Raw genomic sequence first — 23,401 nt, forward strand, 5'->3', positions numbered from 1 at the left:
CCTCGACACTCACGTCAGGCCGGGACGTCCCCCAGGCGGTCGGCCCAGCCCATCCGCTCCAGCGCCACCCGCAGGAGCGGCTGCCCCTTCTCCACGACCTCGTACTGCAGCAGCTCGGCGGTGTCCTCATTGATGATCATCTGGAACTCCACCCCGTCGTCCCCCGCCGTCGAGAGGGCGACCCCGGTACGCCCCACCGCGTCGGTGACCCGGCCCCGAGAGGTGATGCCGTCCTGGCCGGCCAGCACCTTGAACAGGGCGGAGCGGGTGCCGGGCGTGATCGGCGCGGTCATCAGGTCCACGCCCGTCTGCCACAGGTAGACGCCTCTGTCGAGCCGGGCGCTGTTGGGGCTCTGCTTGAACAGGGTGTCCAGGCGGCGCCGCAACGCGTTCTCGTCGGTGGGCAGCCGCGCGATGTTCTGGATCGTCAGAGTCGGGTTGTCGATCGACAGGATCCGCTCGCTGCTGTCGTCGCGAGTGGTGGGCCGCTTCTCCGTCAGGGCGGGTGAGCCGGCGGCCTTCCAGTCGGCCTCGTCCTGCGGGGAGCCGAAGGTGACGCTCACGTCCGGGTCTCGTACGAAGCGGCTGGCCGCGCCCGGCTTCATCGCGCGCCAGGTGTCCTGTGTGTCGGTGGTGAACGCCAGGTACGGAAGCTCGGACTGCTTGAGCTCAGTGATCTTCCCGGTGATCTCCTTGCGCAGGGCGGCGAGCTCGCCCGGCTTGTCCTTGAGCTCTTTCTCCTTCCGCTGCTGCTCGGCCAGCAGGGCCTTGACCTGGGTCAGGTAATCGCCCGGCACGACGTGCACCTTCGCGAAGGTGCGCTCGCGGAGGTACCAGTAGCGGCCGGACGTGGCCGGCTCACGCACCGCGGTCGCGGCCGCCGCGAGCAGGAACGTGCGGGCGTCCACCGGTTTGTCCGCGATCGCGGTCCGCGCGGTGCGCGGCAGGGTGGGAGATGTGGTGGCGGTCGGGGGCGCGGTGCTTGAGCCGGTCACGACGATCACGGCCGCCGCGGCCACTCCGGCCGCGGCCGTGCCCGCGACCAGCAGGAACGGGGCCCGGATCCGGCGCCGGGACGGGCGCGCGGAGCGGGGCGTCCGGAAGGCGGCGGCCAGGTCGGCCGCGCGGCGCCGCCGGTGGGCCTCTTCTGTCATCTCGTCCAGGTCCATCGGCTTGAGCTGGGCGAACAAGCGGTCGGTCATATCATTCTCCGATCAGGTCTCTGGGTGCTCTTGGAACCGGCCACCGGCCGTACGGGTCGCAGAGGTCGTACGGCCTTGCGGGCGCGTGCCGCCCGGCTCCAGGCGCAGCGCGGTGGCGAGCCGTTTGCGCGCGCGATGGAGCCGCACGTTGTACGTCCGGACCGAACAGCCCATGACCGCGGCCGCCTGCTCGGGCGGCAGGCCGTACCAGGTGGCGAACACCATCGCCTCCACGTCCTGCTCCGGCAGGGCCGACAGCGCGGCCAGCGCGCTCTCCCTGTCGATGACGTGGTCGGCCACGTCCCAGCCGACATGGTCGCGCGAGGTGGTCAGCGCCGTGATCCGGTCGACCAGAGCCTGCCGGCGATGGCGTGAGTCGCGCTGCTTGGCCAGCAGGTTGCGCGCCACGCCGAGCAGCCACGGCAGCGGCGGCTCGGGCAGGTCGTCCAGCCGCCGCCAGGCGACGAGGAACGTCTCACTGGAGACGTCCTCGGCCGCATCACGCTCGGCGCGCAGCAGCGCGTAGCCGAGCACGCTCCGGTAGTGCCGGTCGTAGAGGTCGGTGAATCGTTCTTGAGGATCGTCCACACCCAGTAGTCCCTCCGGCCGCTCCCGGATTACCGCACCCCACCCGAAATCTCGTCACCCACCCGCTTTGCGGGCCCAGAACAAGGCGTGCCCGCTGTCTCCTTCCGGGACGAACGCCTCCGAGGTGACCTCCAGCCCAGCCTCCCGCAGCCAGGTCCGGTAGGTGGCCGCGTCCGCGTGACTCCACCACATCGTCGTGGCGCCGCCGAGCCAGCCGTCCTCGGTACCGGTCCAGGACTCCCAGCCGGTGGTGACCAGGAACCGGCCCGAGGGCCGCAGCCAGGCGGCGACGCGCCCGATGAGCGCGGGCTGGCGCTCCAGCGGCATGTGGATGAGGGCGTACAGGCACACGACCGCGTCGAAGGAGGCATCCGGCAGGTCGAGGGCCGTGGCGTCGCCCCGGACGAAGGTGGCGGCGGGCACGAGACGCCGGGCCCGCTCGATCTGGACGTCACTGAGGTCGACGCCCGTCACGTCGTGCCCGGCCGCGGCCAGCGAGCGGGCGACGGGAACCCCACAGCCGCAGCCGAGATCCAGCACGCGGGCCCGTGGCGGCAGCCGGGAATGGAGCTCTTCGAGCCACGGCGCGTACTGGCCGTCGCCGTCCTCGTCGCCCCGGTAGCGGTAGGACAGCGCGTCGTAGCCGCGCCGGACCAGATCGGTTTCCTCGCTCATGCGGGTCAGGCTATGAGTGGATCACATGCCAGGGGTGGAGAACGGCCGGCCGTCGCAGCGGCGCCTGGTCGTCTCGCAGGTAGGCGGTGGCGGCGGCGCTCGCCTCCCGGCCGGAGGACTGACCCACCTGGTACTTCGGAGCTACGCCAAGGGTGCACTCCCCAGAGGGAAGCCGACCACAAGGGGCGATCCGTAGCTTCGCCGCCATGTCATCCTCCCAGCTCATCCAGCGGATCGAGGCGTCGACACCGGCCGGCCGCGACCGGGGTGTCGACGCGCTGCGCGCCCTGGCGATCCTCGGGGTGGTGCTCGGCCACTGGCTGGTGACCGCCGTGGTCGTCGGCGACGGAACGGTGCGCGCCGCCAGCCCGCTCAAGCACCTGCCCGAGCTCACCCCCGTCTCCTGGGTGCTCCAGACGCTGGCGGTGTTCTTCCTGGTGGGTGGACAGGTGGGGGCGAAGGGTTACACGAGCGCCCGCGCTCGCGGCATGACGTATGGACGCTGGCTCGGCGGGCGGATGGCCCGGCTGTTCCGGCCGGTCGTGGCCGTGCTGGTGGTGTGGGCCGTGGTCGCGGGCGCGCTGCTGGCCTCCGGGGTCGCCCTGGACACCGTGCGCGTGCTGGTCAAGCTGGTGCTGTCGCCGATGTGGTTCCTGCTGGTGTTCGCGGTGCTGACGGCGCTGACCCCGCTGGTGGCCCGGCTGCGTCCGTTGTGGCCGCTCGCCGCCGTCCTGCTCGTCGACCTGATCCTGTACTGCCTGGACGGGCCGGCCTGGCTCGGCTGGGTCAACGTGGTGGCCGGGTGGCTGGTGCCGTACTGCCTCGGCGCGGCCTGGGCCCGCGGCGACCTAAGCGGCCGTGGGATGGGCTGGGCGCTGCTGCTCGGCGGCGCGGCCACCGCGGCCGGGCTCGTCCTGTGGGCGGGGTATCCGGCCGCCATGGTCGGAGTGCCCGGCGCCCCGGTCTCCAACCTCGACCCGCCCTCCCTCGCGGCCGTCTGCTTCGGTCTGGCCCAGTGCGGGGCGGCCCTGCTGCTGCTCGGCCCGCTACGGCGGGCGTTGCGCCGCCCGGCTGCCTGGGCGGCGGTGGCGCTGGTGAACCAGTCGGCGATGACGATCTTCCTATGGCACCAGACCGCGCTGATCACGGTCACCGTGGCCGGGCTGTTCGTGAGCGACGCGCTGCCCGGTCTGCACACCGCCCCTGACGGCTTCGGCTGGGTGCTCGCCCGGCTGGGCTGGCTGCCGGTGTTCGGGGCGGCGTTGCTGGTGTGCTGGGCCGTGGCCCGTACCTACGAGCAGAGGTGACGCGGTCACACGGGTACGGGCTGCCGCAGCCCGGGGGCCAACGTCAGGGTGACCGCGACCGAGGCCGCCGCCAGCACCGTTATCGCCGTCGCGGGCGAGGTCAGCTGCGCGACGGCACCCGCGAGCGCAGCGGCCACGCCCTGCATGGTGACCATCCCCGAGGAGTGCAGCCCCAGGGCGTGCCCGCTCAGCTCCTCCGGGGTCAGTGCCATCAGGCGCTCCTGGAGCAGCAGGCTCGCCGAGTACCCCGCCGAGGCGAGCACGATGGCCGCCACCGCGACGGGCAGCGCCGGGCGCAGGACGAAAATCAGGTACGGCAGGGCGAGCAGCAGGCACAGCGGCACCCGGAGCCGCTCCCTCCACAGCGGCGGCACGAACCGGCCGGCCACGACGTCGCCGGCCAGCATGCCGAGCGCGGCACACGCGAACAGGAGTCCCGCCTGCTCAGGCGCGTACGGCACGAAAAGGGACTCGCAGCCGACGATCAACCCGTTGGGCACCCACATGGCGAGGTAGACGTAGCGGCGCGGTTTGGCCGACCACAGCCGGGCGTTGTCCCGCCAGGTGTCGGTGATCGACGGCCGTCCGGCGGCCCGCGGCGGCCGGCGGCTGAGGCCGAAGCGGGCCACGGCCGCCGCGGTGAGGTACAGGGCCGCGCCGGTCAGGAGCGCGCCGCGCGGCGACAGGAGGGCCACGAGCACGCCGCCCAGCGCGTACCCGCAGATCTGCACGGCGCCGTCGGACATGTTGAACATCGAGCGGCCGAGCAGGTACCCCTCCCGTGTGAGGATCTCGTTGAGCAGCCCGTAGCGCACTCCCCCGCCCAGCGAGGCGATCAACCCCTGCCCCAGCAGCAGCGCGAAGACGGCCCACACCGCCAGCCCCGGAACAGCCTGCGCGGCGGTGACCAGGCCGAAGACCAGCGCCAGACCCGTCAGCGCGGCCCGCGGCGGTAACCGGTCGGCCGCCGACAGCAGCGTGGCCGCCCCGATCACCTGAACCAGGGCCGGGCCGAACATGGCCAGAGCCGACAGCAGCGGCGACCCGGTCGCCGAGTAGATCAGCGTTCCCCGGGCCAGCCCGCTCACCGTGTGGCCGGCCCCCTGCGCGGCGGCGGTCAGGAACAGCGGCGTGAACTCGGGCGTCCGGAAAAGATCGCGATAGGTGCGCATGGCGGAAAGTGTCGGGGGCTCCCCCGGCGAGGCGTTAATGTTTCGCAGGGGGGCGAAACCATGGGCTGGTGGCAGGTCAACGCGGACACGCTGGCGGGCAGCCGGTTCGTCGTCTCACCCCTGGCCGAGGCCACCGCGAGCCTGAAGACCCTGGAGCGGGGCACGGCCGCGCATCCGGGCGAGCGCGCGTGGCTCGACGCCCACCTGCCCGCCTACCGCGCCCGGCAGGCCCGCGACCCGATCACCGCGCTGCTCATCCGGGCCGCCCTGGGCCGCAACTGGAACGCCGACTTCCTCACCCCCACCCCCTCCGACGACGCCGAGCCCGTCTTCGAACAGGAGCTCGCGCGCATCCGCGACACACCGCCCGAGGCCGCCCGCGCGGACCTGACCGTGTCGCTCGGCGGTCCCCTGCCCGCCCGGCTCCACCGCGCCGACCTGCCGCGACGCACCGCCGACGTGCTGGAGTGGGTGTGGAGGCAAACGGTGCTCCCCTACTGGCCGCGCCGCCGGCGGATCATCGAGGCCGACGTCATCGCCCGCACCGCGCGGCTGAGCCAGGGCGGCTGGGCGGCGACCCTCGACGACATGCGCCCCGGGATGCGCTGGCTCGGCGAGAGCCGGCTGCAGATCAGCACCTACGACTACCCGCCGCGCGAGCTGTCCGGAGCGCGGCTGATGTTCGTCCCCGTCACTCCGAGCCAGACCTGGGTCTCGTGGGACACGGCGCACCGGCACGCCGTGGTGTACCCGTGCTCTGGGGCGCTGGCCGAAGCCGGTGGCGCGCCGGTGCCCGAGGCGCTGGGCAGGCTGCTCGGGCCCGCGCGGGCCAATGTCCTGATGCTGCTCGACACCCCGAAGAGCACGACCCAGCTCGTCGCGCTGACCGGTCAGGGCCTGGGCTCGGTGGGCCGTCATCTCAAGGTCCTGCTCGACTCGCGGCTGGTCCGGCGCCGGCGGGCCGGACGGTCGGTGTTCTATGGCCGTACGGACGCCGGGCAGGCGCTGGTGAGCGCGCAGTCAGGCGGCTGAGTCGTTTGCCGTTGTGGCAAGGTGGATTTCATGGACGATGACGGGCCGGCCTTGGACGATGTTCTGCATGCCGTCGGGCCGCGGCTGCGGACCCTGCGCCAGCAGCGCGGAGCCACCCTGACCGAGCTGTCGGACTCGACCGGCATCTCGATCAGCACGTTGTCGCGGCTGGAGTCCGGGCAGCGCCGGCCGACCCTGGAGCTGCTGCTGCCCTTGGCGCGCGCCCATCAGGTGACACTGGACGAGCTCGTCGACGCGCCGCCCACCGGGGACCCGCGCGTGCAGCTGCGCTCGTTCCAGCGCTTCGGCTCCACCTTCATCCCGCTCACCCGCCGGCCCGGCGGGCTTCAGGCGTTCAAGCAGGTCATGCCGCCGAACTGGCCCGGCACCGAGCCCGATCCCCGCGTACACGAGGGCTATGAGTGGCTCTACGTCCTGGCCGGGCGGCTGCGCCTGGTCCTCGGCGAGCACGACGTGATCCTGACGCCCGGCGAGGTGGCCGAGTTCGACACGCGTATCCCGCACTGGTTCGGCAACGCCGGCCCCGAGCCGGTCGAGCTGCTGTCCCTCTTCGGCCCGCAGGGCGAACGCCTCCACGTCCGCGCCCAGCCCACCGGGAAGTGAACGGTCTGCGTCATGTGCTCGCGGCGCGCTGCTTCGCCGCGAGCGTCTTGCGCCAGTGCTCGGCCAGCTGAACCATGTCCTCACTCGTGTGCTTGAGGAACTGGCCCACATACTCTGACCGGGAGCCGGCGGGTGTGGTGGCGCCCAGGATCTCGGCTCCCTCCAGGGCGGTGTTGGCCAGCGTGAGGTTTCTCTGCGCGCTCATCAGGAACGCCTGGTACCAGACGTCGTCGTCGATGATGTAGCGCTCACGCCGCCGCCGGGCGTCGCGCTCGCGCCTGATCAGCCCCTGCTCCTCGAGGTAGGCGACGGCCATGGAGACCGACGCCGGGCTGACCCGTAGCCGCTGGACCAGCTCGGCGGCGGTGAGGCTGCCGCTGTCGGTGATGTACAGGCAGCTCAGCACTCTGGCGATCATTCGCGGGAGTCCCTGCTGGACCAGCAGCGCCGTGACGCGTTCGGTGAAGTCGTGCACCGCTTTGGGGTCGCGTCCGTATGCGGCGGTGGCGGCGGGCGCGGCCGGCGCCGAGGGGGTCCGGCGACGGCGCGCGCGCCCTTCGGTCGCCTGATGCGCCTGATCGGCCCGGTAGCCGCCCGACCCGCCGTTGCGCATGACCTCCCGCGTGATGGTCGACGTCGGCCGGCCGAGGCTCCTGGCGATCTCGGCGTAGGTGAGCCCATCGGCCAGTCCCGCGGCGATCTGCCGGCGGTCCTGGTTGGTCAGCCTGCCTCCTGGCATCTGTCTTCGCCTCCTGCGGCTCGATCCGGTGGACATTATTGCGTTCGCCTCCACTCCATTGCAACTTAGTAGTTGCATTCAGGCGCAGATCCATTGCAACTCTTGTCGCCTTTCACCAGTACGAACGCCAAAATTCCCGGTGGAACACATTGACATTTATATGAATGCAACGTAGCTTTTGGCGAGTTCTGAAGGCGTACTATCGCGACTTGAAGGAGTAAAGATGACCGACCTGGCAGGGCTTCCCATGGCGCGCCCCGCAGGCTGTCCCTTCGACCCGCCCGAGGCGCTGACGCGGCGGCAGCCGCTGAGCCGGCTGGCCTTCCCCGACGGGCACATCGGCTGGCTGGTCACGGGCCACGCCCTGGTCCGCGCGGTGCTGGCCGACCCCCGCTTCAGCTCACGGCACGAGCTCATGCGCTCCCCGATGCCCGAAGCGGGCACCATGGACCAGCCCCCGGCCGCGCCGCCTGGGATGTTCATCGGGATGGACCCGCCCGAGCACACCCGCTACCGCGGCCTGCTCACCGCGAAGTTCACCGTCCGCCGGATGCGCCTGCTCACCGAGCGCGTCGAGCAGATCACCGCCGAGCTCCTGGACGCCATGGAGCAACAAGGCCCGCCGGTGGACCTGGTGACGGCGTACGCGCAACCCATCCCCGCGCTGATGATCTGCGAGCTGCTCGGCGTCCCCTCTGCCGGTCGCGAGTCCTTCCAGCGTCACGCGGCGACGGTGAACGACAACGACACCACGCTGGAAGAGCGCTACGGCGCCTTCGCCGCGCTGCAGGAGACCCTGCGCGAGCTCGTACTCGCCAAGCGCGCCGAACCCACCGACGACCTGCTCAGCGACCTGACCACCGGCGACCTCACCGATGAGGAGCTCACCAACATCGGGGCGCTGCTGCTGGGCGCAGGTCTCGACACCACCGCCAACATGCTCGCCCTGGGCACCTTCGCCCTGCTGTCCCACCCCGGCCAGCTCGCCGCCCTGCGCGCCGACCCGGGCATCACCGACCAGGCCGTCGAGGAACTGTTGCGCTACCTGAGCATCGTCCACAGCGGGATGCGGACGGCGCTGGAAGACGTCGAGCTGGACGGTCACCTGATCAAGGCGGGTGACACGATCGTCGTCTCGGCTCTGGCCGCCAACCGCGACCCGGCGAAGTTCGCCGACCCCGACCTCCTCGACCTGCGCCGGGACGCCGCCGGGCACACCTCCTTCGGCCACGGCGTCCACCAGTGCCTCGGTCAGCAACTGGCCCGCGTCGAGATGCGGGTCGCCTTCCCCGCGCTGGTCACCCGCTTCCCGACGCTGCGCCTGGCCATCCCGCCGGAGGACGTGCCGCTGCGCGACCACTCTGATGTGTACGGCGTGCACCGGCTACCGGTCACCTGGGACGAGGCCTGACCGATGGAAAAGATCTTCTCGCTCACCCGCACGGCCCGCGTGATCGTCGGCATGGCGACAGTAGCGGCGAGCATCATGGCGGCCCCCGAGGCGTCCTCAGCGGCCATCGCCCCCGGCCATGCCGAGGTCCAGCGTGCGCTCGACCGGGCCGTGACCGAAGGCGGTCTTCCCGGCATCCTCGCCGAGGTCCGTGACGGCCACCGGTCCTGGTTCGGCTCGGCGGGGGTGGCCGATACCCGAACCGGTCGAAAGCGCCTGCCGCAGGAGCGGTTCCGCATCGGAAGCGCCAGCAAGGCGTTCACGGCGACGGTGATCCTGCAACTCTCGGCCGAACACAGACTGAGCCTCGACGACACGGTCGAGAAGTGGCTGCCCGGGGTGGTGAAAGGCAACGGCAACGACGGCGGCGAGATCACCATCAGACAGCTGCTCAACCACTCCAGCGGGATCTTCAACTACGGCAATGACGAGGAAGCGTTCGCCAAATTCGTGGGTCCGGAGTTCTTCAAGCACCGCTACGAGAAGTACCGTCCGGAACAACTCGTGGAGATCGCCATGTCCCATCCGCCCTACTTCGGGCCGGGCCAGGGCTTCGGGTACTCCAACACCAACTACATCCTCGCCGGGATGATCATTGAACGGGTGACCGGCCGGACGCTCGCCGGCGAGATCTCGCGGCGGATCGTCCGCCCGCTGGCTCTGACCGGGACGTACTTGCCGGGCGACGACACGGTGATCCGCGGGCCACACGCGCGGCACTACTCGACGCTGTTCGTCACCGGCCCCGACGCCAAGGTCTACGACGTGACCGAGATGAACGCGTCCACGGGCTGGGCGGCCGGCGGCATGGTGTCGACGGTCGGGGATCTCGACCGGTTCGTCAGCGCGCTGCTGCGCGGCCGGCTTCTCGCGCCCGCCGAGCAGCGGGAGATGTTCACCACCGTCTCGACAGGGGGCGGATGGATCCCCAACACGACGTATGGGCTCGGCGTCTTCTCGCAGAAGCTGTCGTGCGGCGTGACGGTGTGGGGTGCCGCGGGCGCCATCAGCGGCTCGTATTCGTACGCGATGGGCAGCCGCGACGGCAAGCGCATGGTGGCGAGCAACGTGAACGGCGACTGGAACAATCCGATCGGCACACTCACCGACGTGCTTCAGTCGGAGTTCTGCCCAGCCGATCCGGCCTGAGCGGCTTCGCGAGGCGTTGACGTCCTGAGCGAGGTGGCGCCCAAGGGCCAGGTACAGGTGGACGAGCACCTCGTGGCGCTTCGGCTTCGCCATCGACGACACCGCGCTGCGGCCGCCCGAGCCGGACAGCACCGAGGCCGCCTTCGCCCCCAACCTCACCCTGCACACCGACCAGGGCATGACCAGCGTCGCCAACCTCCTGCACCCTGCCCGGCCGATCCTGCTCGACCACGCCGACCGCCCCGAACTCCGCGAAACCGCCCAGGACTGGCGGCAACGCGTCGACATCCACACCGCCAAGACCGATCAGAGACCCGTCGATGTCCTGCTGATCCGGCCGGACGCCCACATCGCCTGGGCCGCGACCCTCGACGAACCCGCCGGCGACGCCGTTCCCGCGCTGCGCGAAGCACTATCCGGCTGGTTCGGCGCACCCTGAATTCGGCCGCGCCGCCGCCCTTGGGCTGCCCTCTATCGGGGTGCGTGGTCGCCGGTGGCGATGAGGGCGGACAAGGCGGTGGTGAGGGTGGCGGTGTCGAGGGGCTGGTCGTGGATGAGAGCGTGGAGGAGGACGCCGTCGATGAAGGCGGCGATGGCCTGGGCGGTGGCATGACCGGTGCGGGGGGCGAGCAGGTCGGTCAGGCCGTCGAACCACAGGCGGGCGGCGGGCCGGAGTTCGGGCCGGTGGCTGGCGGCCAGATACAGCTCGTCTTGGATGCGGTGGCGCTGGGGCGCGGCGAGGTAGGCGGTGGTGAGCTCGGCCAGGGCGGCGGCCAGATCGGTGGCCTCCCGCAGGTCACCGGCCATCTCCTCCAGGCCCTGGCGAGAAAGGGCGGCGATGTGTTCCAGAGCCGCTTGGACGAGGTCGGCCAAGTCGGTGAAGTAGTAGGTGGTAGAGCCCAGGGGGACCTCGGCGGCCGCGGCGACCTTGCGATGGGTGAGGCCGCTGACGCCTTCCCCGGCGATGAGTCCGGCGGCGGCCTCGACGATGGCGCGACGCCGGCCGGATGGATCGCGGCGGCTCGACGTGCCGCTCCCGGTTTCGCTCAATGCGCCCCTCCCAGGTTCAGCGTGACCACTCCGGCGATCACCAGCGCGACTCCGAGCACCTTGGTCGCCGAGATCGGCTCACCCAGGAGCAGTACGCCGATCATCACGATCAGCGCCGTGCCCAGCCCGGCCCACACCGCGTAGGCCACTCCGATCTGCAGCCCTCGCGCGATCCCCTGCGCCAGGGCCACGAACGACACCGCATAGCCGGCCAGGCAGGCCACCGTCGGCCACAGCCGGGTGAACCCTTCCGTGCTCTTCAGCAGGCTGGTGGCCACCACCTCCGCCGCGATCGCCAACGCCAGGAACGCGTACATCACCATGATCAGACGCCTTTCGTGTACGTTTGTACATGTACAAACGTACACGAAGCTCGGCGGCGGCCTTCCCTCAGGGCAAGGCAGGAGAAGGGCTGCCGGAAGGAGATCGTCATCAGGGAGATCGGCGTTGTGCGTCGAGGCGGGCTCTGTCCAGCTCGCAGAACTGGGCGCCCTCATACGCCTGAGAGCGGCGATAACCGTAGGGCAGGCCCCGGGCTCGGCCAAGACGTTGGGAGGGTTGTTGGGATAGGTCAGAATGCCTGATGTGATTGTGGACAAAGCGATCTACTGCAACGGCGTGCGCGAGACCATCAGCGGCGACATCAGCGATGCTTTTGGTGACGCCCGAGCCAGAGGCGACTGCTTCTTGTGGATCGGCCTGCACGAGCCCACCCAGGAGGAGTTCGACCTCATCACCCGCGAGGTGAAGCTGCATCCGCTGGCCGTGGAAGACGCCATCCACGCCCACCAGCGGCCCAAGCTCGAACGCTATGACGACACCCTGTTCGTGGTGCTCAAGCCGCTGCTGTACGTGGAGGAGAGCTCTGACATCGAGGTCGGCGAGATCAACCTGTTCCTGGGGAGCGACTTCGTCATCAGCGTCCGCCACGGCAAGGCCAACCCGCTGGCCGGGGTGCGCCGGCGCATCGAATCCGATCCCGAACTGCTGGCCGCCGGACCCTCCGGGGTGCTCTACGCGATCTGCGACCAGGTCGTGGACACCTACTCACAGATCTCCCACGAGATAGAACACGACCTCATCGTCCTGGAGCGACGTGTCTTCAGCGGCGAGCAGGCCGATGTCACCGAGGACATCTACTCCCTCAAGCGCGAGGTGCTGGAGTTCCGCACCGCCCAAGATCCGCTGGTGCCGGTGCTGGAGGAGATCGTCAAAGGCCGGGTGGAGTTGTGCACCGCCGTCCGCGACCAATTCCGTGATGTCCTGGACCACCTGCTCCGCGTGGACGCCCAGGTCGACGAGCACAATGAACTGCTCACCAGCGCCCTGAGCGCGCATCTCGCCCTGGTGAGCCGGGAGCAGAGCGCGGCGGCCATTCAGCAGAACATCGACATGCGCAAGATCTCCTCGTGGGCGGCCCTCATCGCCGTCCCGACCATGATCGCCGGGATCTACGGCATGAACTTCGACCACATGCCCGAGCTGCACTGGCTGCTCGGCTACCCGCTCAGCCTGAGCCTCATGGTCATCGCCACGTTCATCGTCCACCGGTTGCTGCGCAAGAGCGGGTGGCTGTGAAACCCGCCAGCTTCTCGCTGGGCCGGCTCCTCACGCCGCGGTTCTCGCCTGGATCGTCTTGCAGACCATCATCGTCTTGCTCGACCCCCGCGGCTCCGGTCCTGTGCTCTGATCAGGGCGCCCAGCCGGCGCGACGGGCGAGGTCTCCGCGGCCTGGCATCGCCTGTCGGCATAGAGGTGAGGGGTTGGCGACCAGGTCGCAGCGATGCCCGTCATCCCCGAGGTGCGGGCCCGCCCAACGGCGCGAGCGGGCCCGCATCCACGGCGAGAAACGCATCCTAGGCAGGGCGGTCGATCGGCAGGCCGAAGGAGGGGAACAGGTCTGCCCGGTGGAATGCGAGCACTGAGGAGACTCCCGCCTTGGTCAGCGTCAGCACCTGCAAGTAGCGCGCGTGAAAGCCACCGTCGCGACCGCGGGCGTACAGGGCGAACGCGGGCTGGCCGTTCGCCGATGTCTCCACCATGATCCGCAGCCCCTCGCCAGGAGCCACTTTCGCCGCAAGCAGGCGCAGTACGTTCTCGCGGCCGTTGAACCAGGTGGGGATCGGGGGCATCTCCCACCTGATGTCCTGAGTCAGGAGGCCTTCCAGAGCGACCAGATCCGCCTGCTCGAAGGCTTTGGCGTACTGGTCGAGCAGAGCACGGCGCCCGGGCTCATCTGGCTCGCTGAACTGGTCTTCGGCGGGTGTGATCTTGGCGAGCTCCGCACGTGCGCGCTGCAGCGAGCTGTTGACCGCCGCAGTTGTCGTGTCGAGCAGCGCGGCCACCTCCGACGCCTGCCAGGCAAGGACATCACGGAGAATCAGGACTGCGCGCTGTCGCGGCGGGAGGTGCTGCAACGCGGCGACCATCGCCAGCCTCAGGCTCTGCCGAGTCCCGACGACCAGAGCCGGGTCAGTGCTCAGCAGGTGATCCGGGAACGGCTCGAGCCAGCTCGTCTCCAGCGCCGGCGCGTCCACATCGTCCGGATCGGTGCCGGGAGCACCCAGCGCTGAGGGCACCAGGCGGCGACTGCTGTGCCGCAAGGCGTTCAGGCAGAGCCGTGTGGCGATCCTGTAGAGCCACGTCTTGACCGACGAGCGCTGCTCGAACTCCGCGAATCCCTTCCAGGCGCGCAGGTATGTCTCCTGTAGTACGTCCTCTGCGTCGTGCAGCGAGCCGAGCATCCGGTAGCAGTGCGCGACCAGCTCACTTCGGTATTGCGCGAACTCGTCCTCCAGGTTCACACCGGCTCCTCGACTGGCTCCGGCCGAGCGCTCGGAGCGCCGGGTTCTACGCTACGTCGCACCCAGCGCTGCTCGACGGTCGTCCGACTCTTGCAGCTCACGAGAGGTCCTCCAGAAAGTCGCTGTCACAAGTACTGACAACGGCGAAGGCCCCGGCTCATCGCGGCGATTAGTTGTCGGCGCCCGTGTTGTCCACACCAGTGACAGCGAACCAATCGAGGAGAGCCTGATGAGCTCAGCAGTGATCCGCTACCAGACCAAGCCGGAATCGGCCGAGGAAAACCAGCGACTGATCGAGAACGTCTTCGCCGAACTGGCCACCGCGGCGCCGGCCGGGCTGCGCTACACCAGCTTCCGGCTGGCCGACGGAGTCACCTTCGTCCATGTCGTGAACGGCGAAGGCCTGCCTGAGCTGGCCTCCTTCGAGGAGTTCCAGCGTGAGCTCGGCTACCGGCTGGCCGACAACGTCACCCGCGAGGAGGCCACCCTGATCGGCTCGTACGCCGGCGCGGTGGTGACCGCCCGCACCCAGGGGTCGTCTTAAAGATCGTTAGATGACCGCCATTTCAGCCGGCCGGGAACGAGGCAGGTCACGACTCCAGGAAACGCAGCACGGCCAGCACGCGGCGGCTGTAGCCGGTGTGGTGAGACAGGCCGAGCTTGTCGAAGAGCGAATTGACGTGCTTTTCCACAGCGCTCTGTGACACGTGCATGGCGTGGGCGATCGAGGCGTTCGTCAGGCCCTGGGCCATGCGTTCGAGCACGTCTCGCTCCCGAGGGGTGAGCCGGGCGAGCGGATCGAGCTGGGTGGTGCGGGCCAGCAGTTGGCGTACGACCTCGGGATCGAACGCCGCTCCCCCGGCGCCCACCCGGTCGAGCGCGTCGAGGAAGTCGGCCACCTGCGCCACCCGGTCTTTGAGCAGGTAGCCGACGCCTTCCACGTCGCCGCTCATCAGCTCCGTCGCGTATTTCTTCTCCACGTACTGCGAAAGGACCAGGACCTTGACGGCGGGCCAGCGGCGCCTGATCTCCAGTGCGGCGCGCAGGCCCTCGTCGGTGTGGGTCGGCGGCATCCGTACGTCGACCACCACGATGTCGGGTTCGTGCGCGGCCACCGCTTCGACCAGAGCGGGGCCGTCGCCCACGGCGGCGGGCACCTCGTGGCCCTCCTCCACGAGCAGCCGGAGCAGGCCCTCGCGCAGCAGCGTCGAGTCTTCGGCCAGGATCACCCGCACGGCAGCTCCGCCACGATCGTCGTCGGGCCGCCCGCCGGGCTGACCAGCTCGAACCTGCCGTCGAGCGCCGCCACCCGGCGCGCCAGGCCCGACAGCCCGCTTCCCGAGGCGGTCGCGCCGCCCCGGCCGTCATCTTCGACCCGCACGACGATCATTGTGCCCTCCCGGTGCACGTCAACGGTGATGAGCGTGGCTCCCGCGTGCTTGGCGGCGTTGGTCACCGCCTCGCAGACGACGAAGTAGGCGGCCGTCTCCACCCCCATCGGCGGGCGCGCGGCCAGCTCGCAGGACACCTTGACCGGCACGCTCGATCGCTCGGCCACCCCCGCCAGCGCCTCGCCGAGGCCGAGGGAGTCGAGGCCGCTCGGGTAGACCCGCCAGGCCACCTCGCGCAGCTCGGCCAGCGCCTGCTGCGCTTCCTCGTGAGCCTGGTGCAGCAGCTCGGGACGGCCGCGCCGGGATCGGCCGATCAACATCGACAGGGCGACCAGGCGCTGCTGGAGGCCGTCGTGCAGGTCGCGTTCGATCCGGCGGCGCTCGGAGTCGACGGCCGCCACGATCCCGGCCCGGCTCTCGGCCAGCTCGACGATCCTGCGTTCGAGTCTCTCGGTGGGGTCGGGGCCGAGCACGCGCTGGGCCAGCCGCCGTTCGAGCGAGTAAACGCCCACCAGGCCCGACAGGTTCAGGAAGAGCAGCAGGATCCCGGCCAGGGTGAAATAGAGCAGGATCGGCAGCGTGGGTGCGATGCCGTCGAAGGTGTCGCCGCTCGCCCAGGCCCAGGCGAGCCGGCCGACCATCACCACCCCGAGCAGGAGCAGCCCCACGACCAGCCCGCCCAGCAAGCCCGCCGGAACGCGAAGCGCCAGATAGCGTGGGGCCCGCCCGCTCACGTCGAACTCCGTCGCGTCCAGGCGCAGGCGCCGTGTCTCCAGCAGGACCAGCCGCCTGGCCGCCGCCCGCGTGTTGGGAGTGCCCAGGAAGGGCAGCGCCACCACCAGGAACACCATGTCGACCAGGGCGGTGGCGGCGCCCAGCGACACCGCCGCCAGCAGCCGCAGGCCCTCAGCGACGGGACGCATGCCGCCCCTTGCGGCGCTCCGCCACTCGCACGCCGATGAACACGAGCACCGCCAGCACGACCACGCCGATCACGACGTTGGTGCCGACTTCTACGTATGCCTCCACCAGTGACCAGTTTTCGCCCAGGTAGTAGCCGGCGAGCACGAACACGGTGTTCCAGATGAGGCTGCCGACGGTCGTCAGCAAGGTGAACGTGAGCAGCGGCATCCGTTCCACCCCCGCCGGGATGGAGATCAGGCTGCGGAAGATGGGGATCATGCGCCCGAAAAAGACCGCTTTTTGGCCGTGCTTGAGGAACCACGCCTCGGTCTTCTCGATGTCGGAGACCTTCACCAGCGGCAGCTTGGCGGCGATGGCCAGCGTGCGGCGGCGGCCGAGCAGCGCGCCCACCCAGTAGAGCGCCAGCGCGCCGGACACCGACCCCGCCGTGGTCCACACCAGCACCTCGAGCAGGTCCATCTGGCCCCTGCTGGCGGTGAAGCCCGCCAGCGGCAGGATCACCTCGCTGGGCAGCGGCGGGAACAGGTTTTCCAGCGCGATCGCCAGGCCCGCCCCAGGGGCGCCCAGAGTCTCCATCAGCGCGATGAGCCATTCAGTCATGCTGTAGAGGCTAATCAAGATCCAAAGTGGTGGTAATGAGGTGGGCGGCAGATCTGGGCTGTGGTAAACCACAGGGTGATTCGTACCGTACACTGTACGGCCGTGAGCCCAATGACGGATCTGGTACGGCAAGCGGTCGTCTTCGAGCCCGGCGACCCACCCAGGCAGGGGCGGATAGCCTTCCTCGACCCGGACGGGGACGCCACGGTGACCGTGGTCGAGGAGCATGGCGGTGAGCTGCGGGTTCTGGAGGCCCGGGCCACTCGCGTCCCGGTCGCCGACGCCGTGGCCGGGCTGGCCAGAGCCAGGAGCTACGCGGGCGCCGATCCGGCGGCGCGCTTCTGGGGCGCGGTGGCGCTGGTCGCGCTGCAACTGGTCGCCAGGGGGCGGATCCTGCCGGGGGTTTCGGCGGGCGACTTCGACTCGTGGCGGGCGGGGCCGTTCGACGCGGCCGATGTACAGCGGATCCGAGAGCTGGCGGACGCCATGCCCGCCGCCGCACGGTCCGTACCTCTAGAAGACCGGACCACCGAGAACGGCGGGCAGACCGTCCAAGGCGGCGGACATGGCGCGGGGGAAGCGACGCCGAGGGACGCGGAGTCGCGGCGACGCGACGGACGCGGCACGGATGAGGTGCGGCTGAGGGACGCGGAGTCGCTGGTGCGGGCGTTCCTGGACGCGGTGGCCGACGCGATGCCGCGCTCCCCCGGCGCCGTCCGTGCCACCGGCACCTCGGCGTTCGCGGCCGTCAAACCGGTCAAAGTGCCCCGGCTGCGTGCCTGGGCCGACGAGGTGTCGGCGGGGCTGGACTCCGGTGTACGCCTGTCGCTGCGTCTGGAGGCCGACAGTCTGGAGCAGGCGGAGTTCCGGGCGGTGGTCCAGCTGCACAGCCTGGCCGACCCGTCCCTGGTGGTGGACGCCGCCGACCTGTGGGCGGGCACGGACCCGGGGTTCGGCCCCCGGGCCAGGATCGACGCCACGCTGGCCATCAGGCGGGCCGCCCGCGCCTGGGCCCGGCTGGAACGCCTGCTCGACAGCGCCGTCCCCGACGAGCTGACCCTGTCAGGCGAGGACGTGGAGGACCTGCTGGCCGGGGCCGCGGAACGGCTGGGCGCGGCCGGTGTCGAGGTCCACTGGCCAAGGGAGCTCGTACGCGGCCTGAGCGCCCGCGCCGTCGTCGGCGAGCGTGACAGTGCTCCGTCCGACCTGCCATCCTTCCTCGGCGGCCATCACCTGACCAGCTTCGACTGGCAGCTCGCCCTGGGCGGCGAGCGGCTGACCGCGGCCGAGATGGACCGGCTCGCCGAGGCGCACCGGCCCGTCGTACGACTGCGCGACCAGTGGGTGCTCATCGAGCCGGACCTGGCCCGCAAGGCTCGGCAGCGCGATCTCAAGCCGCTGATCGGCCTCGACGCCCTCGGCGCCGCGCTGACCGGCACTGTGGAGGTCGATGGCGAGCAGGTGCCGATCGAGCCGAGCGCCTGGCTGCGGGAGCTGCGCGACCGGCTGTCGGAGCCCGAGGAGATCACCGTGCCCGCCGGTCTGGACGCGCGGCTGCGCGACTACCAGCTGCAGGGCCTGCGCTGGCTGGCCAGGATGACCTCGCTCGGGCTCGGCGCCTGCCTGGCCGACGACATGGGCCTGGGCAAGACGATCACCCTGATCGCCCTGCACCTGCACCGGGGCGGCGGTCCCACGCTGGTCGTCTGCCCCGCCTCGCTGCTGGGGAACTGGGAGCGGGAGATCTCCAGGTTCGCACCGGGCGTCCCTGTCCGCCGATTTCATGGAAATAGCCGGACATTGGTCGATGAGGGCTTCGTACTGACGACATATGGCACCATGCGGATGGATGCGGCGCGGCTCGCCGAGCACCCGTGGGGGCTGCTGGTGGCCGACGAGGCACAGCACGTCAAGAACCCCTCTTCCGGTACGGCCAAGGCGCTGCGCGAGATCCCGGCGGCCGCCCGCGTCGCGCTGACCGGCACCCCGGTGGAGAACAACCTCGCGGAGCTGTGGGCCATCCTCGACTGGACGACGCCGGGGCTGCTCGGCTCGCTGGGCAGGTTCCGCTCGCGCTGGGCCAAACCGGTCGAGTCCGGCGACACCGTGGCGGCCGAGCGGCTGGCCAGGCTCGTGGGGCCGTTCCTGCTGCGGCGCCGCAAGTCCGATCCCGGCATCGCGCCCGAGTTGCCGCCCAAGACCGAGACCGACCGCCCGGTGGCGCTGACCACCGAGCAGGCCGGACTGTACGAGGCGGTGGTCCGGGAGAGCATGCGGCAGATCGAGAGCGCCCAGGGCATGGCCAGGCGCGGCCTGATCGTCAAGCTGCTGACCGGGCTCAAGCAGATCTGCAACCATCCGGCCCATTACCTGCACGAGGCCGCGCCCAGGCTGACCGGCCGGTCCGGCAAGCTCGAACTGCTCGACGAACTCGTCGACACCATCGTCGCCGAGGACGGCGCGGTGCTGGTCTTCACCCAGTACGTGGCCATGGCGCGGCTGCTCGACCGGCACCTCACGGATCGGGGCGTCGCCACCCAGTTCCTGCACGGCGGCACCTCGGTGCCGAAGCGGGAGGAGATGGTGCGGCGCTTCCAGGAGGGGGCGGCGCCGGTGTTCCTGCTGTCGCTCAAGGCGGCCGGCACCGGCCTGAACCTCACCCGCGCCGACCACGTCATCCACTACGACCGCTGGTGGAACCCGGCCGTCGAAGACCAGGCCACCGACCGCGCCTACCGCATCGGCCAGGACAAACCCGTCCAGGTGCACCGGCTGATCGCGGAGGGAACGATCGAGGACCGCATCGCCGAAATGCTGGCGGCCAAGCGCTCGCTGGCCGACGCCGTACTGGCCGGAGGCGACGCCGCCTTCACCGAACTGACCGACGCGGAACTCGCCGCACTCGTGGAGCTACGATGAACGCCGTCCGAGGATTCCCCGCGTTCCCCGCGCAACGGGCCGGTGCCCGCTTCGCCACCTCCTGGTGGGGCGGGGCCTGGATCCAGGCCATGGAGGACACCTCCCTCGACCACACGCTCCTGCGCAAGGGCCGCACCTACGCCAAGAGTGGCCAGGTCGGCCCCATCACGGTCAGCCCGGGCCGCATCGCCGCCGTCACCGAGAGCGAGTACGACACCGTCGTCCACGTCGAACAGCTCGCCGCCCCCGACTGGGAACGCTTCCTCGATCAGGTCGCCGCCAAGGCGGGGCACATCGCGGCGCTGCTCGACCGCGACATGCCGCACGACCTGGTAGAGGCCGCCGAGGACGCCGGAGTCCCGCTGCTGCCGACGGTCGGCGACCTCGAACCGGAGTGCACCTGCCCCGACTGGGGGCACCCGTGCAAGCACGCCGCCGCCCTGTGCTACCAGGCGTCGTGGCTGCTCGACGCCGATCCGTTCGTCCTGCTGCTCATGCGCGGCCGGGGCGAGCAGGAGCTGATCGAGGCGCTCCAGGGCCGTGACGTCCCCGCCCCGGCCGAGACCGGTACGTCCGCCGCGGTGGCGTTCAGCCTGGGCGTGCCGCCGTTGCCCGGTCCGCCGCCGCTCGACGTCGCGTACACGCCGCTCGGGCTGGAGCCCGCGCCCGGGGTCGACGTGGCCGCCCTGGAGGTGCTCGCCGCCTCGGCCGCCGACCGGGCCCGCGAGCTGCTGCTCACCGGGCGGCTGGCCGTACTGACCGAATATCAGGACCGGGTACGCCTGGCCGCCGCGCACGACCTCGACCTCGGCCTGGAGGCGGCCGTACAGGCCTGGCGGTACGGCGGCGCCGACGGGCTGGAGGCGCTCGAAACGGCCTGGACCCCGCCCAGGAAGGACCTGGCCAGAGCCGGGGCACTCCTGCGGGCCGGCTGGGAGGGCGAGCGCCCACCGGAGGTCGAGGCATGGCGCAACCGCTGGACCATCGGCGGCCGGCAGCTGCGGTACGGCCGCGACGGCCGCTGGTACCCCTTCACCGACCGCGACGGCCAGTGGTGGCCCGCCGGCCCACCGGAACGCGACCCGTCGGCGCTGGTGAGCTAACCGGCCCGGGACGACTCGGCGCTGGGCGTCTGCTGGATCAGGATCGTGGTGGCGCGTTCGAGGAGCGCGCACAACGCGTCGCGCTCGGCCGGGGTGAAAGCCGCGCCGAGGGCACGCTCCAGCACGATGACCTCTCGGTACGCGCCGTCCAGCACGTGCCGCCCCTGTTCGGTGAGCGAGGCGATGAGGACCTTGGAATGTACGGGCGAGGCCTCGCGGGCGATGAGTTCCTTGTTCTGGAGGCCGGTCAGGACGGAGGCCATGGTCTGCTGGGTGACGCCACAGGAGCGGGCGAGTTGCGCACCGGACATACCGTCCTCGCGCGACAGCGTCAGCAACACGGTGTACTGCGTCATGGTCAGGCCGTAGCCGCGCAGAACAGCCTCATGGTGACCCATCAGAGCCTGCTCGGTGCGGCGGATGCGCGTACAGAGGTATTCCTCGGCGGGGACGTCGGTCATCAATCAACAGCTCCCTGTGTTGACTCAGGTATCTGATACTCATAAGGTCCTCGGTATCAGGATACTGAGTCAACACAGGGAGCTGTAACTATGAAGGCCGTGGTTTTCGACACCGACGACCGCTTCACCCTCGCCGACATCGACGAGCCCGTCCCGGCCGCGGGGCAGGTCGCGATCCGGGTGGAATACGCCGGAATCCAGTACGGTGACGTGCTCGTCCGCAGCGGCCACTTCCCGGTGCCGCGCCCCTTCGTGCCCGGCTTCGAGGCCGCCGGCCGCGTCGTCGCGGTCGGCGAAGGCGTGGACGCGGGCCGCGTCGGGCAGCGCGTGACCGCCCTGACCAGCGCCGGGGCATACGCCGAGGTCGTGGTGGCGCCAGACCTCCTCGCCTTCGACGCCGCCGGTGTGGACCCTCGGACGGCAGCCGGGTTCGGCTGGGTCACCCCGACCGCCTACGACCTGATCAACACGGTCGGCCGGGTACGTCCCGGTGACAGCGTGCTCGTCCACGCGGCGGCGGGAGGCGTCGGCACGCTCGCGGCCCAGTTCGCCAAGGCCGCCGGAGCCGCCCGCATCGTGGGAGTGGTCGGCGGCACCGCCCAGGCCGAATACGCCACGCGCTTCGGCTACGACCTGCTGCTCACACGCGAGGACTTCCCCGGCGCCCTCGCCGACGAGCGGTTCGACGTGATCCTGGACCCCATCGGCGGGCCGACCCGCCTGGCCAACCTGGAGCGGCTCGCGCCGCACGGCCGCCTGGCGATCTATGGCAACATCGCCACCTTCGAACCTGTCGAGATCAACGCCAACGACCTGCTCATGAGCGGAAAGTCAGCCCTGACCTACAACAGCAACCTCCTCAGCCAAACCCACCCGCAACGCTTGGCCGACAGCGCCACCAGGGCACTGCGGCTGCTGGCCGACCAGACGGTCCGGGTGGACGTCACCGCCGAGTATGAGATGGCCGACCTTGACACCGCCATCCAGCGGCTGGCCAACGGCGACACCCACGGCAAGAGCATCGTCCGCATCGCCTGACCATAAGCCGGCCGGCTTCCATCGTGCCCCCGATCAAACAGCAGGCCAGGGCCTCCACCGCGCGGGCACGGATGCTCAGGCAGGCGGGGCGTAGAAGGCGCTGGTGTTGTCCGCGGCGGCTTTCGCCTGGTCGGCGGGGGCGCCCGCCGCCTCGTGAGCCTCCCCCCACAACCGGCTGCACGTCTTGCTGTAAGTACGGCCCTCCTCGCTCCCCTGCCAGGCGATCGGATCGCCGATGGATCCGCCAGTCAGGTGGAGGGCCAGGCCGAGCAGCCCCTGGTCCCAGCCGACGCCCACGGCGCCCGGTCCGAACCGGTCCCACATCTCGGGCGGCATGGCAGCGGTGTGCCGGAGCTCGAACAGCGTGCGCTCGGCGCCGTCGGCCGACAGCCGTACCTCGACCTCGGAGAGCCCGGGGGCGTCGCCGAAGATCCAGGAGACCTTGAAGCGGTGCGGCGGCTCGCATTCCAGCACCTCTCCACCGGCGTTGCCTTCGAGCTGGTAGTGGCCGCCGAGCCGAAGGTCCCCCTTGACGGGCAGGAACCAGCGGCTGATGCGCTCCGCGGACGTGCAGGCGTCCCACAGGTCCTCGATGTCGGCGTCGTAGTGGCGGCGCAGCACGACGGTCTTGAGCTCGTCGCCGTCTTCCAGCTGCCGGTGGACGTATTCGATCTGCTTGATGATGTCGATCATGTGTGCTCGTTTCTCGATGATGGGCCGGGAGCGCGGCGTTCCCGCTTGCCCCGAGCCAGTTCGGTGGCCAGCGCGTCCAGCCGCTGCTCCCAGAACCCGCGAAAGCGTTCCAGCCAGAGGTCGACCTCCCGCAGCGGCCCGGGCTCGACGGCGTAGAGCCGCCGGGTGCCCTCGGCTCGCACGCTGGCGAACCCGTTGTCCCGCAGCACCCGTAGATGCTGTGAGACGGCCGGTTGGGAGATGCCGTGCTCGCGCTGGATGACCGCGGTGACCTCGCCGGAGCTCAGCTCGCCATCGGCCAGCAGCTCCAGGATCCGGCGCCGGACGGGGTCTCCGAGGACGTCAAATGCATGCACATGACGGAGTATTTCAAGCTGGACTTATATAAGTCAATCTTGATATTCAGGTTGGTCGCCGGGCGGATGGGACCGGAGGGGGATGACCCATCCGCCCGGCGGGTCTGAGTGTCACCGCGCCAGG

General features: G+C 70.5%; 24 protein-coding genes and 1 pseudogene. 11 read left to right on the forward strand and 14 right to left on the reverse strand.

Features of this window, described 5'->3' with window-relative positions; all coding sequences use genetic code 11:
• Nucleotides 1–14 precede the first annotated feature (14 nt).
• From AB0C30_RS47895 to AB0C30_RS47905, 3 genes are read right to left on the reverse strand one after another with little or no spacing between them, the layout of a single operon-like run.
• On the reverse strand, nucleotides 15–1,202 hold the full coding sequence (locus AB0C30_RS47895) for a CU044_5270 family protein (RefSeq protein WP_357956951.1): 1,188 nt from the start codon (nucleotides 1,200–1,202) through the stop codon (nucleotides 15–17).
• Between the two features lie 12 nt (nucleotides 1,203–1,214).
• Nucleotides 1,215–1,790: a sigma-70 family RNA polymerase sigma factor gene (locus AB0C30_RS47900; protein ID WP_357956953.1), complete on the reverse strand. Its 576-nt coding sequence runs from the start codon at nucleotides 1,788–1,790 to the stop codon at nucleotides 1,215–1,217.
• A gap of 54 nt (nucleotides 1,791–1,844) precedes the next feature.
• Complete coding sequence (locus AB0C30_RS47905) at nucleotides 1,845–2,465, reverse strand: class I SAM-dependent methyltransferase (protein WP_357956955.1); 621 nt, start codon at nucleotides 2,463–2,465, stop codon at nucleotides 1,845–1,847.
• 206 nt (nucleotides 2,466–2,671) lie between these two features.
• Here AB0C30_RS47905 and AB0C30_RS47910 point away from each other — a divergent pair, with 206 nt between their 5' ends.
• Nucleotides 2,672–3,772 (forward strand): acyltransferase, encoded by a 1,101-nt coding sequence (locus AB0C30_RS47910; protein WP_357956957.1) that lies wholly within the window; start codon nucleotides 2,672–2,674, stop codon nucleotides 3,770–3,772.
• A 5-nt stretch (nucleotides 3,773–3,777) separates the two neighbouring features.
• Here the strand turns inward: AB0C30_RS47910 and AB0C30_RS47915 are convergent, their stop codons facing one another.
• On the reverse strand, nucleotides 3,778–4,944 hold the full coding sequence (locus AB0C30_RS47915) for an MFS transporter (protein ID WP_357956959.1): 1,167 nt from the start codon (nucleotides 4,942–4,944) through the stop codon (nucleotides 3,778–3,780).
• Nucleotides 4,945–5,004: 60 nt separating this feature from the next.
• Here AB0C30_RS47915 and AB0C30_RS47920 point away from each other — a divergent pair, with 60 nt between their 5' ends.
• Complete coding sequence (locus AB0C30_RS47920) at nucleotides 5,005–5,976, forward strand: transcriptional regulator (protein WP_357956961.1); 972 nt, start codon at nucleotides 5,005–5,007, stop codon at nucleotides 5,974–5,976.
• A gap of 30 nt (nucleotides 5,977–6,006) precedes the next feature.
• Nucleotides 6,007–6,600, forward strand: a complete 594-nt coding sequence (locus AB0C30_RS47925; protein ID WP_357956963.1) for a helix-turn-helix transcriptional regulator — start codon at nucleotides 6,007–6,009, stop codon at nucleotides 6,598–6,600.
• Nucleotides 6,601–6,610: 10 nt separating this feature from the next.
• Here AB0C30_RS47925 and AB0C30_RS47930 read toward each other — a convergent pair whose 3' ends face one another.
• A complete protein-coding gene (locus AB0C30_RS47930; protein ID WP_357956965.1) occupies nucleotides 6,611–7,339 on the reverse strand; it encodes a MarR family transcriptional regulator in 729 nt (242 codons plus the stop codon).
• Nucleotides 7,340–7,562: 223 nt separating this feature from the next.
• Between AB0C30_RS47930 and AB0C30_RS47935 the strand changes: the two genes are divergently transcribed.
• The 3 genes from AB0C30_RS47935 to AB0C30_RS47945 all read left to right on the forward strand — a co-directional run bounded on the left by AB0C30_RS47935 (nucleotide 7,563) and on the right by AB0C30_RS47945 (nucleotide 10,377).
• Nucleotides 7,563–8,750 carry a cytochrome P450 gene (locus tag AB0C30_RS47935; RefSeq protein WP_357956967.1) on the forward strand — a complete coding sequence of 396 codons (1,188 nt, stop codon included), beginning with the start codon at nucleotides 7,563–7,565 and terminating at the stop codon, nucleotides 8,748–8,750.
• Nucleotides 8,751–8,753: 3 nt separating this feature from the next.
• Nucleotides 8,754–9,938, forward strand: a complete 1,185-nt coding sequence (locus tag AB0C30_RS47940) for a serine hydrolase domain-containing protein (RefSeq protein ID WP_357956969.1) — start codon at nucleotides 8,754–8,756, stop codon at nucleotides 9,936–9,938.
• Nucleotides 9,939–10,044: 106 nt separating this feature from the next.
• Entirely contained in the window at nucleotides 10,045–10,377 is a 333-nt protein-coding gene (locus AB0C30_RS47945) for a hypothetical protein (RefSeq protein WP_357957089.1), read from the forward strand.
• A gap of 32 nt (nucleotides 10,378–10,409) precedes the next feature.
• Here AB0C30_RS47945 and AB0C30_RS47950 read toward each other — a convergent pair whose 3' ends face one another.
• Both AB0C30_RS47950 and AB0C30_RS47955 read right to left on the reverse strand, forming a co-directional pair.
• Nucleotides 10,410–10,988 carry a TetR family transcriptional regulator gene (locus AB0C30_RS47950; RefSeq protein WP_357956971.1) on the reverse strand — a complete coding sequence of 193 codons (579 nt, stop codon included), beginning with the start codon at nucleotides 10,986–10,988 and terminating at the stop codon, nucleotides 10,410–10,412.
• Nucleotides 10,985–11,311 (reverse strand): multidrug efflux SMR transporter, encoded by a 327-nt coding sequence (locus AB0C30_RS47955; RefSeq protein ID WP_357956973.1) that lies wholly within the window; start codon nucleotides 11,309–11,311, stop codon nucleotides 10,985–10,987. Before AB0C30_RS47955 ends, AB0C30_RS47950 begins: the two co-directional genes overlap by 4 nt.
• Before the next feature lie 253 nt (nucleotides 11,312–11,564).
• Between AB0C30_RS47955 and AB0C30_RS47960 the strand changes: the two genes are divergently transcribed.
• On the forward strand, nucleotides 11,565–12,566 hold the full coding sequence (locus AB0C30_RS47960) for a magnesium and cobalt transport protein CorA (protein WP_357956975.1): 1,002 nt from the start codon (nucleotides 11,565–11,567) through the stop codon (nucleotides 12,564–12,566).
• Nucleotides 12,567–12,844: 278 nt separating this feature from the next.
• Here the strand turns inward: AB0C30_RS47960 and AB0C30_RS47965 are convergent.
• Nucleotides 12,845–13,813: pseudogene (locus AB0C30_RS47965) on the reverse strand (sigma-70 family RNA polymerase sigma factor); the annotation flags it as partial.
• Between the two features lie 208 nt (nucleotides 13,814–14,021).
• Between AB0C30_RS47965 and AB0C30_RS47970 the strand changes: the two are divergent.
• A complete protein-coding gene (locus tag AB0C30_RS47970) occupies nucleotides 14,022–14,336 on the forward strand; it encodes a hypothetical protein (protein WP_357956976.1) in 315 nt (104 codons plus the stop codon).
• A gap of 46 nt (nucleotides 14,337–14,382) precedes the next feature.
• On the opposite strand, the gene AB0C30_RS47975 is transcribed toward AB0C30_RS47970, so the two are convergent.
• The 3 genes from AB0C30_RS47975 to AB0C30_RS47985 are packed head-to-tail and all read right to left on the reverse strand — an operon-like array spanning nucleotide 14,383 to nucleotide 16,707.
• Nucleotides 14,383–15,027 carry a response regulator transcription factor gene (locus AB0C30_RS47975; protein WP_357956978.1) on the reverse strand — a complete coding sequence of 215 codons (645 nt, stop codon included), beginning with the start codon at nucleotides 15,025–15,027 and terminating at the stop codon, nucleotides 14,383–14,385.
• Nucleotides 15,018–16,106, reverse strand: a complete 1,089-nt coding sequence (locus AB0C30_RS47980) for a histidine kinase (RefSeq protein ID WP_357956980.1) — start codon at nucleotides 16,104–16,106, stop codon at nucleotides 15,018–15,020. Before AB0C30_RS47980 ends, AB0C30_RS47975 begins: the two co-directional genes overlap by 10 nt.
• Entirely contained in the window at nucleotides 16,090–16,707 is a 618-nt protein-coding gene (locus AB0C30_RS47985) for a DedA family protein (protein WP_357956982.1), read from the reverse strand. Before AB0C30_RS47985 ends, AB0C30_RS47980 begins: the two co-directional genes overlap by 17 nt.
• 111 nt (nucleotides 16,708–16,818) lie before the next feature.
• Between AB0C30_RS47985 and AB0C30_RS47990 the strand changes: the two genes are divergently transcribed.
• A complete protein-coding gene (locus AB0C30_RS47990; RefSeq protein ID WP_357957091.1) occupies nucleotides 16,819–19,626 on the forward strand; it encodes a DEAD/DEAH box helicase in 2,808 nt (935 codons plus the stop codon).
• Nucleotides 19,623–20,729 carry an SWIM zinc finger family protein gene (locus tag AB0C30_RS47995; protein WP_357956984.1) on the forward strand — a complete coding sequence of 369 codons (1,107 nt, stop codon included), beginning with the start codon at nucleotides 19,623–19,625 and terminating at the stop codon, nucleotides 20,727–20,729. The genes AB0C30_RS47990 and AB0C30_RS47995 overlap by 4 nt, the downstream gene beginning before the upstream one ends.
• Here AB0C30_RS47995 and AB0C30_RS48000 read toward each other — a convergent pair.
• Entirely contained in the window at nucleotides 20,726–21,190 is a 465-nt protein-coding gene (locus AB0C30_RS48000; protein WP_357956987.1) for a MarR family transcriptional regulator, read from the reverse strand. The two genes, AB0C30_RS47995 and AB0C30_RS48000, sit on opposite strands and share 4 nt — an antisense overlap.
• A gap of 90 nt (nucleotides 21,191–21,280) precedes the next feature.
• On the opposite strand from AB0C30_RS48000, the gene AB0C30_RS48005 reads away from it, so the two are divergent.
• Nucleotides 21,281–22,228 (forward strand): zinc-binding alcohol dehydrogenase family protein, encoded by a 948-nt coding sequence (locus tag AB0C30_RS48005; RefSeq protein ID WP_357956989.1) that lies wholly within the window; start codon nucleotides 21,281–21,283, stop codon nucleotides 22,226–22,228.
• Between the two features lie 75 nt (nucleotides 22,229–22,303).
• Here the strand turns inward: AB0C30_RS48005 and AB0C30_RS48010 are convergent, their stop codons facing one another.
• Nucleotides 22,304–22,921 carry an SRPBCC family protein gene (locus tag AB0C30_RS48010; protein ID WP_357956991.1) on the reverse strand — a complete coding sequence of 206 codons (618 nt, stop codon included), beginning with the start codon at nucleotides 22,919–22,921 and terminating at the stop codon, nucleotides 22,304–22,306.
• Nucleotides 22,918–23,277, reverse strand: a complete 360-nt coding sequence (locus AB0C30_RS48015; RefSeq protein WP_357956993.1) for a metalloregulator ArsR/SmtB family transcription factor — start codon at nucleotides 23,275–23,277, stop codon at nucleotides 22,918–22,920. Before AB0C30_RS48015 ends, AB0C30_RS48010 begins: the two co-directional genes overlap by 4 nt.
• Between the last annotated feature and the right edge of the window lie 124 nt (nucleotides 23,278–23,401).

Source organism: Nonomuraea sp. NPDC048901, assembly GCF_040649695.1.
In the GTDB taxonomy this organism is placed as follows: Bacteria; Actinomycetota; Actinomycetes; order Streptosporangiales; family Streptosporangiaceae; genus Nonomuraea.

Excerpts from the sequence above, each read along its gene's own strand:
- AB0C30_RS47970 (WP_357956976.1), top strand. The coding sequence starts at position 14,022 with ATGAGCTCAGCAGTGATCCGCTACCAGACCAAGCCGGAATCGGCCGAG.
- AB0C30_RS47925 (WP_357956963.1), top strand. The coding sequence starts at position 6,007 with ATGGACGATGACGGGCCGGCCTTGGACGATGTTCTGCATGCCGTCGGG.
- AB0C30_RS47930 (WP_357956965.1), bottom strand. The coding sequence starts at position 7,339 with ATGCCAGGAGGCAGGCTGACCAACCAGGACCGCCGGCAGATCGCCGCG.
- AB0C30_RS47940 (WP_357956969.1), top strand. The coding sequence starts at position 8,754 with ATGGAAAAGATCTTCTCGCTCACCCGCACGGCCCGCGTGATCGTCGGC.
- AB0C30_RS48005 (WP_357956989.1), top strand. The coding sequence starts at position 21,281 with ATGAAGGCCGTGGTTTTCGACACCGACGACCGCTTCACCCTCGCCGAC.
- AB0C30_RS47980 (WP_357956980.1), bottom strand. The coding sequence starts at position 16,106 with ATGCGTCCCGTCGCTGAGGGCCTGCGGCTGCTGGCGGCGGTGTCGCTG.
- AB0C30_RS47960 (WP_357956975.1), top strand. The coding sequence starts at position 11,565 with ATGCCTGATGTGATTGTGGACAAAGCGATCTACTGCAACGGCGTGCGC.
- AB0C30_RS47915 (WP_357956959.1), bottom strand. The coding sequence starts at position 4,944 with ATGCGCACCTATCGCGATCTTTTCCGGACGCCCGAGTTCACGCCGCTG.
- AB0C30_RS47955 (WP_357956973.1), bottom strand. The coding sequence starts at position 11,311 with ATGGTGATGTACGCGTTCCTGGCGTTGGCGATCGCGGCGGAGGTGGTG.
- AB0C30_RS47995 (WP_357956984.1), top strand. The coding sequence starts at position 19,623 with ATGAACGCCGTCCGAGGATTCCCCGCGTTCCCCGCGCAACGGGCCGGT.
- AB0C30_RS47920 (WP_357956961.1), top strand. The coding sequence starts at position 5,005 with ATGGGCTGGTGGCAGGTCAACGCGGACACGCTGGCGGGCAGCCGGTTC.
- AB0C30_RS47935 (WP_357956967.1), top strand. The coding sequence starts at position 7,563 with ATGACCGACCTGGCAGGGCTTCCCATGGCGCGCCCCGCAGGCTGTCCC.
- AB0C30_RS47895 (WP_357956951.1), bottom strand. The coding sequence starts at position 1,202 with ATGACCGACCGCTTGTTCGCCCAGCTCAAGCCGATGGACCTGGACGAG.
- AB0C30_RS48010 (WP_357956991.1), bottom strand. The coding sequence starts at position 22,921 with ATGATCGACATCATCAAGCAGATCGAATACGTCCACCGGCAGCTGGAA.
- AB0C30_RS47910 (WP_357956957.1), top strand. The coding sequence starts at position 2,672 with ATGTCATCCTCCCAGCTCATCCAGCGGATCGAGGCGTCGACACCGGCC.
- AB0C30_RS47990 (WP_357957091.1), top strand. The coding sequence starts at position 16,819 with ATGACGGATCTGGTACGGCAAGCGGTCGTCTTCGAGCCCGGCGACCCA.
- AB0C30_RS47905 (WP_357956955.1), bottom strand. The coding sequence starts at position 2,465 with ATGAGCGAGGAAACCGATCTGGTCCGGCGCGGCTACGACGCGCTGTCC.
- AB0C30_RS47985 (WP_357956982.1), bottom strand. The coding sequence starts at position 16,707 with ATGACTGAATGGCTCATCGCGCTGATGGAGACTCTGGGCGCCCCTGGG.
- AB0C30_RS48000 (WP_357956987.1), bottom strand. The coding sequence starts at position 21,190 with ATGACCGACGTCCCCGCCGAGGAATACCTCTGTACGCGCATCCGCCGC.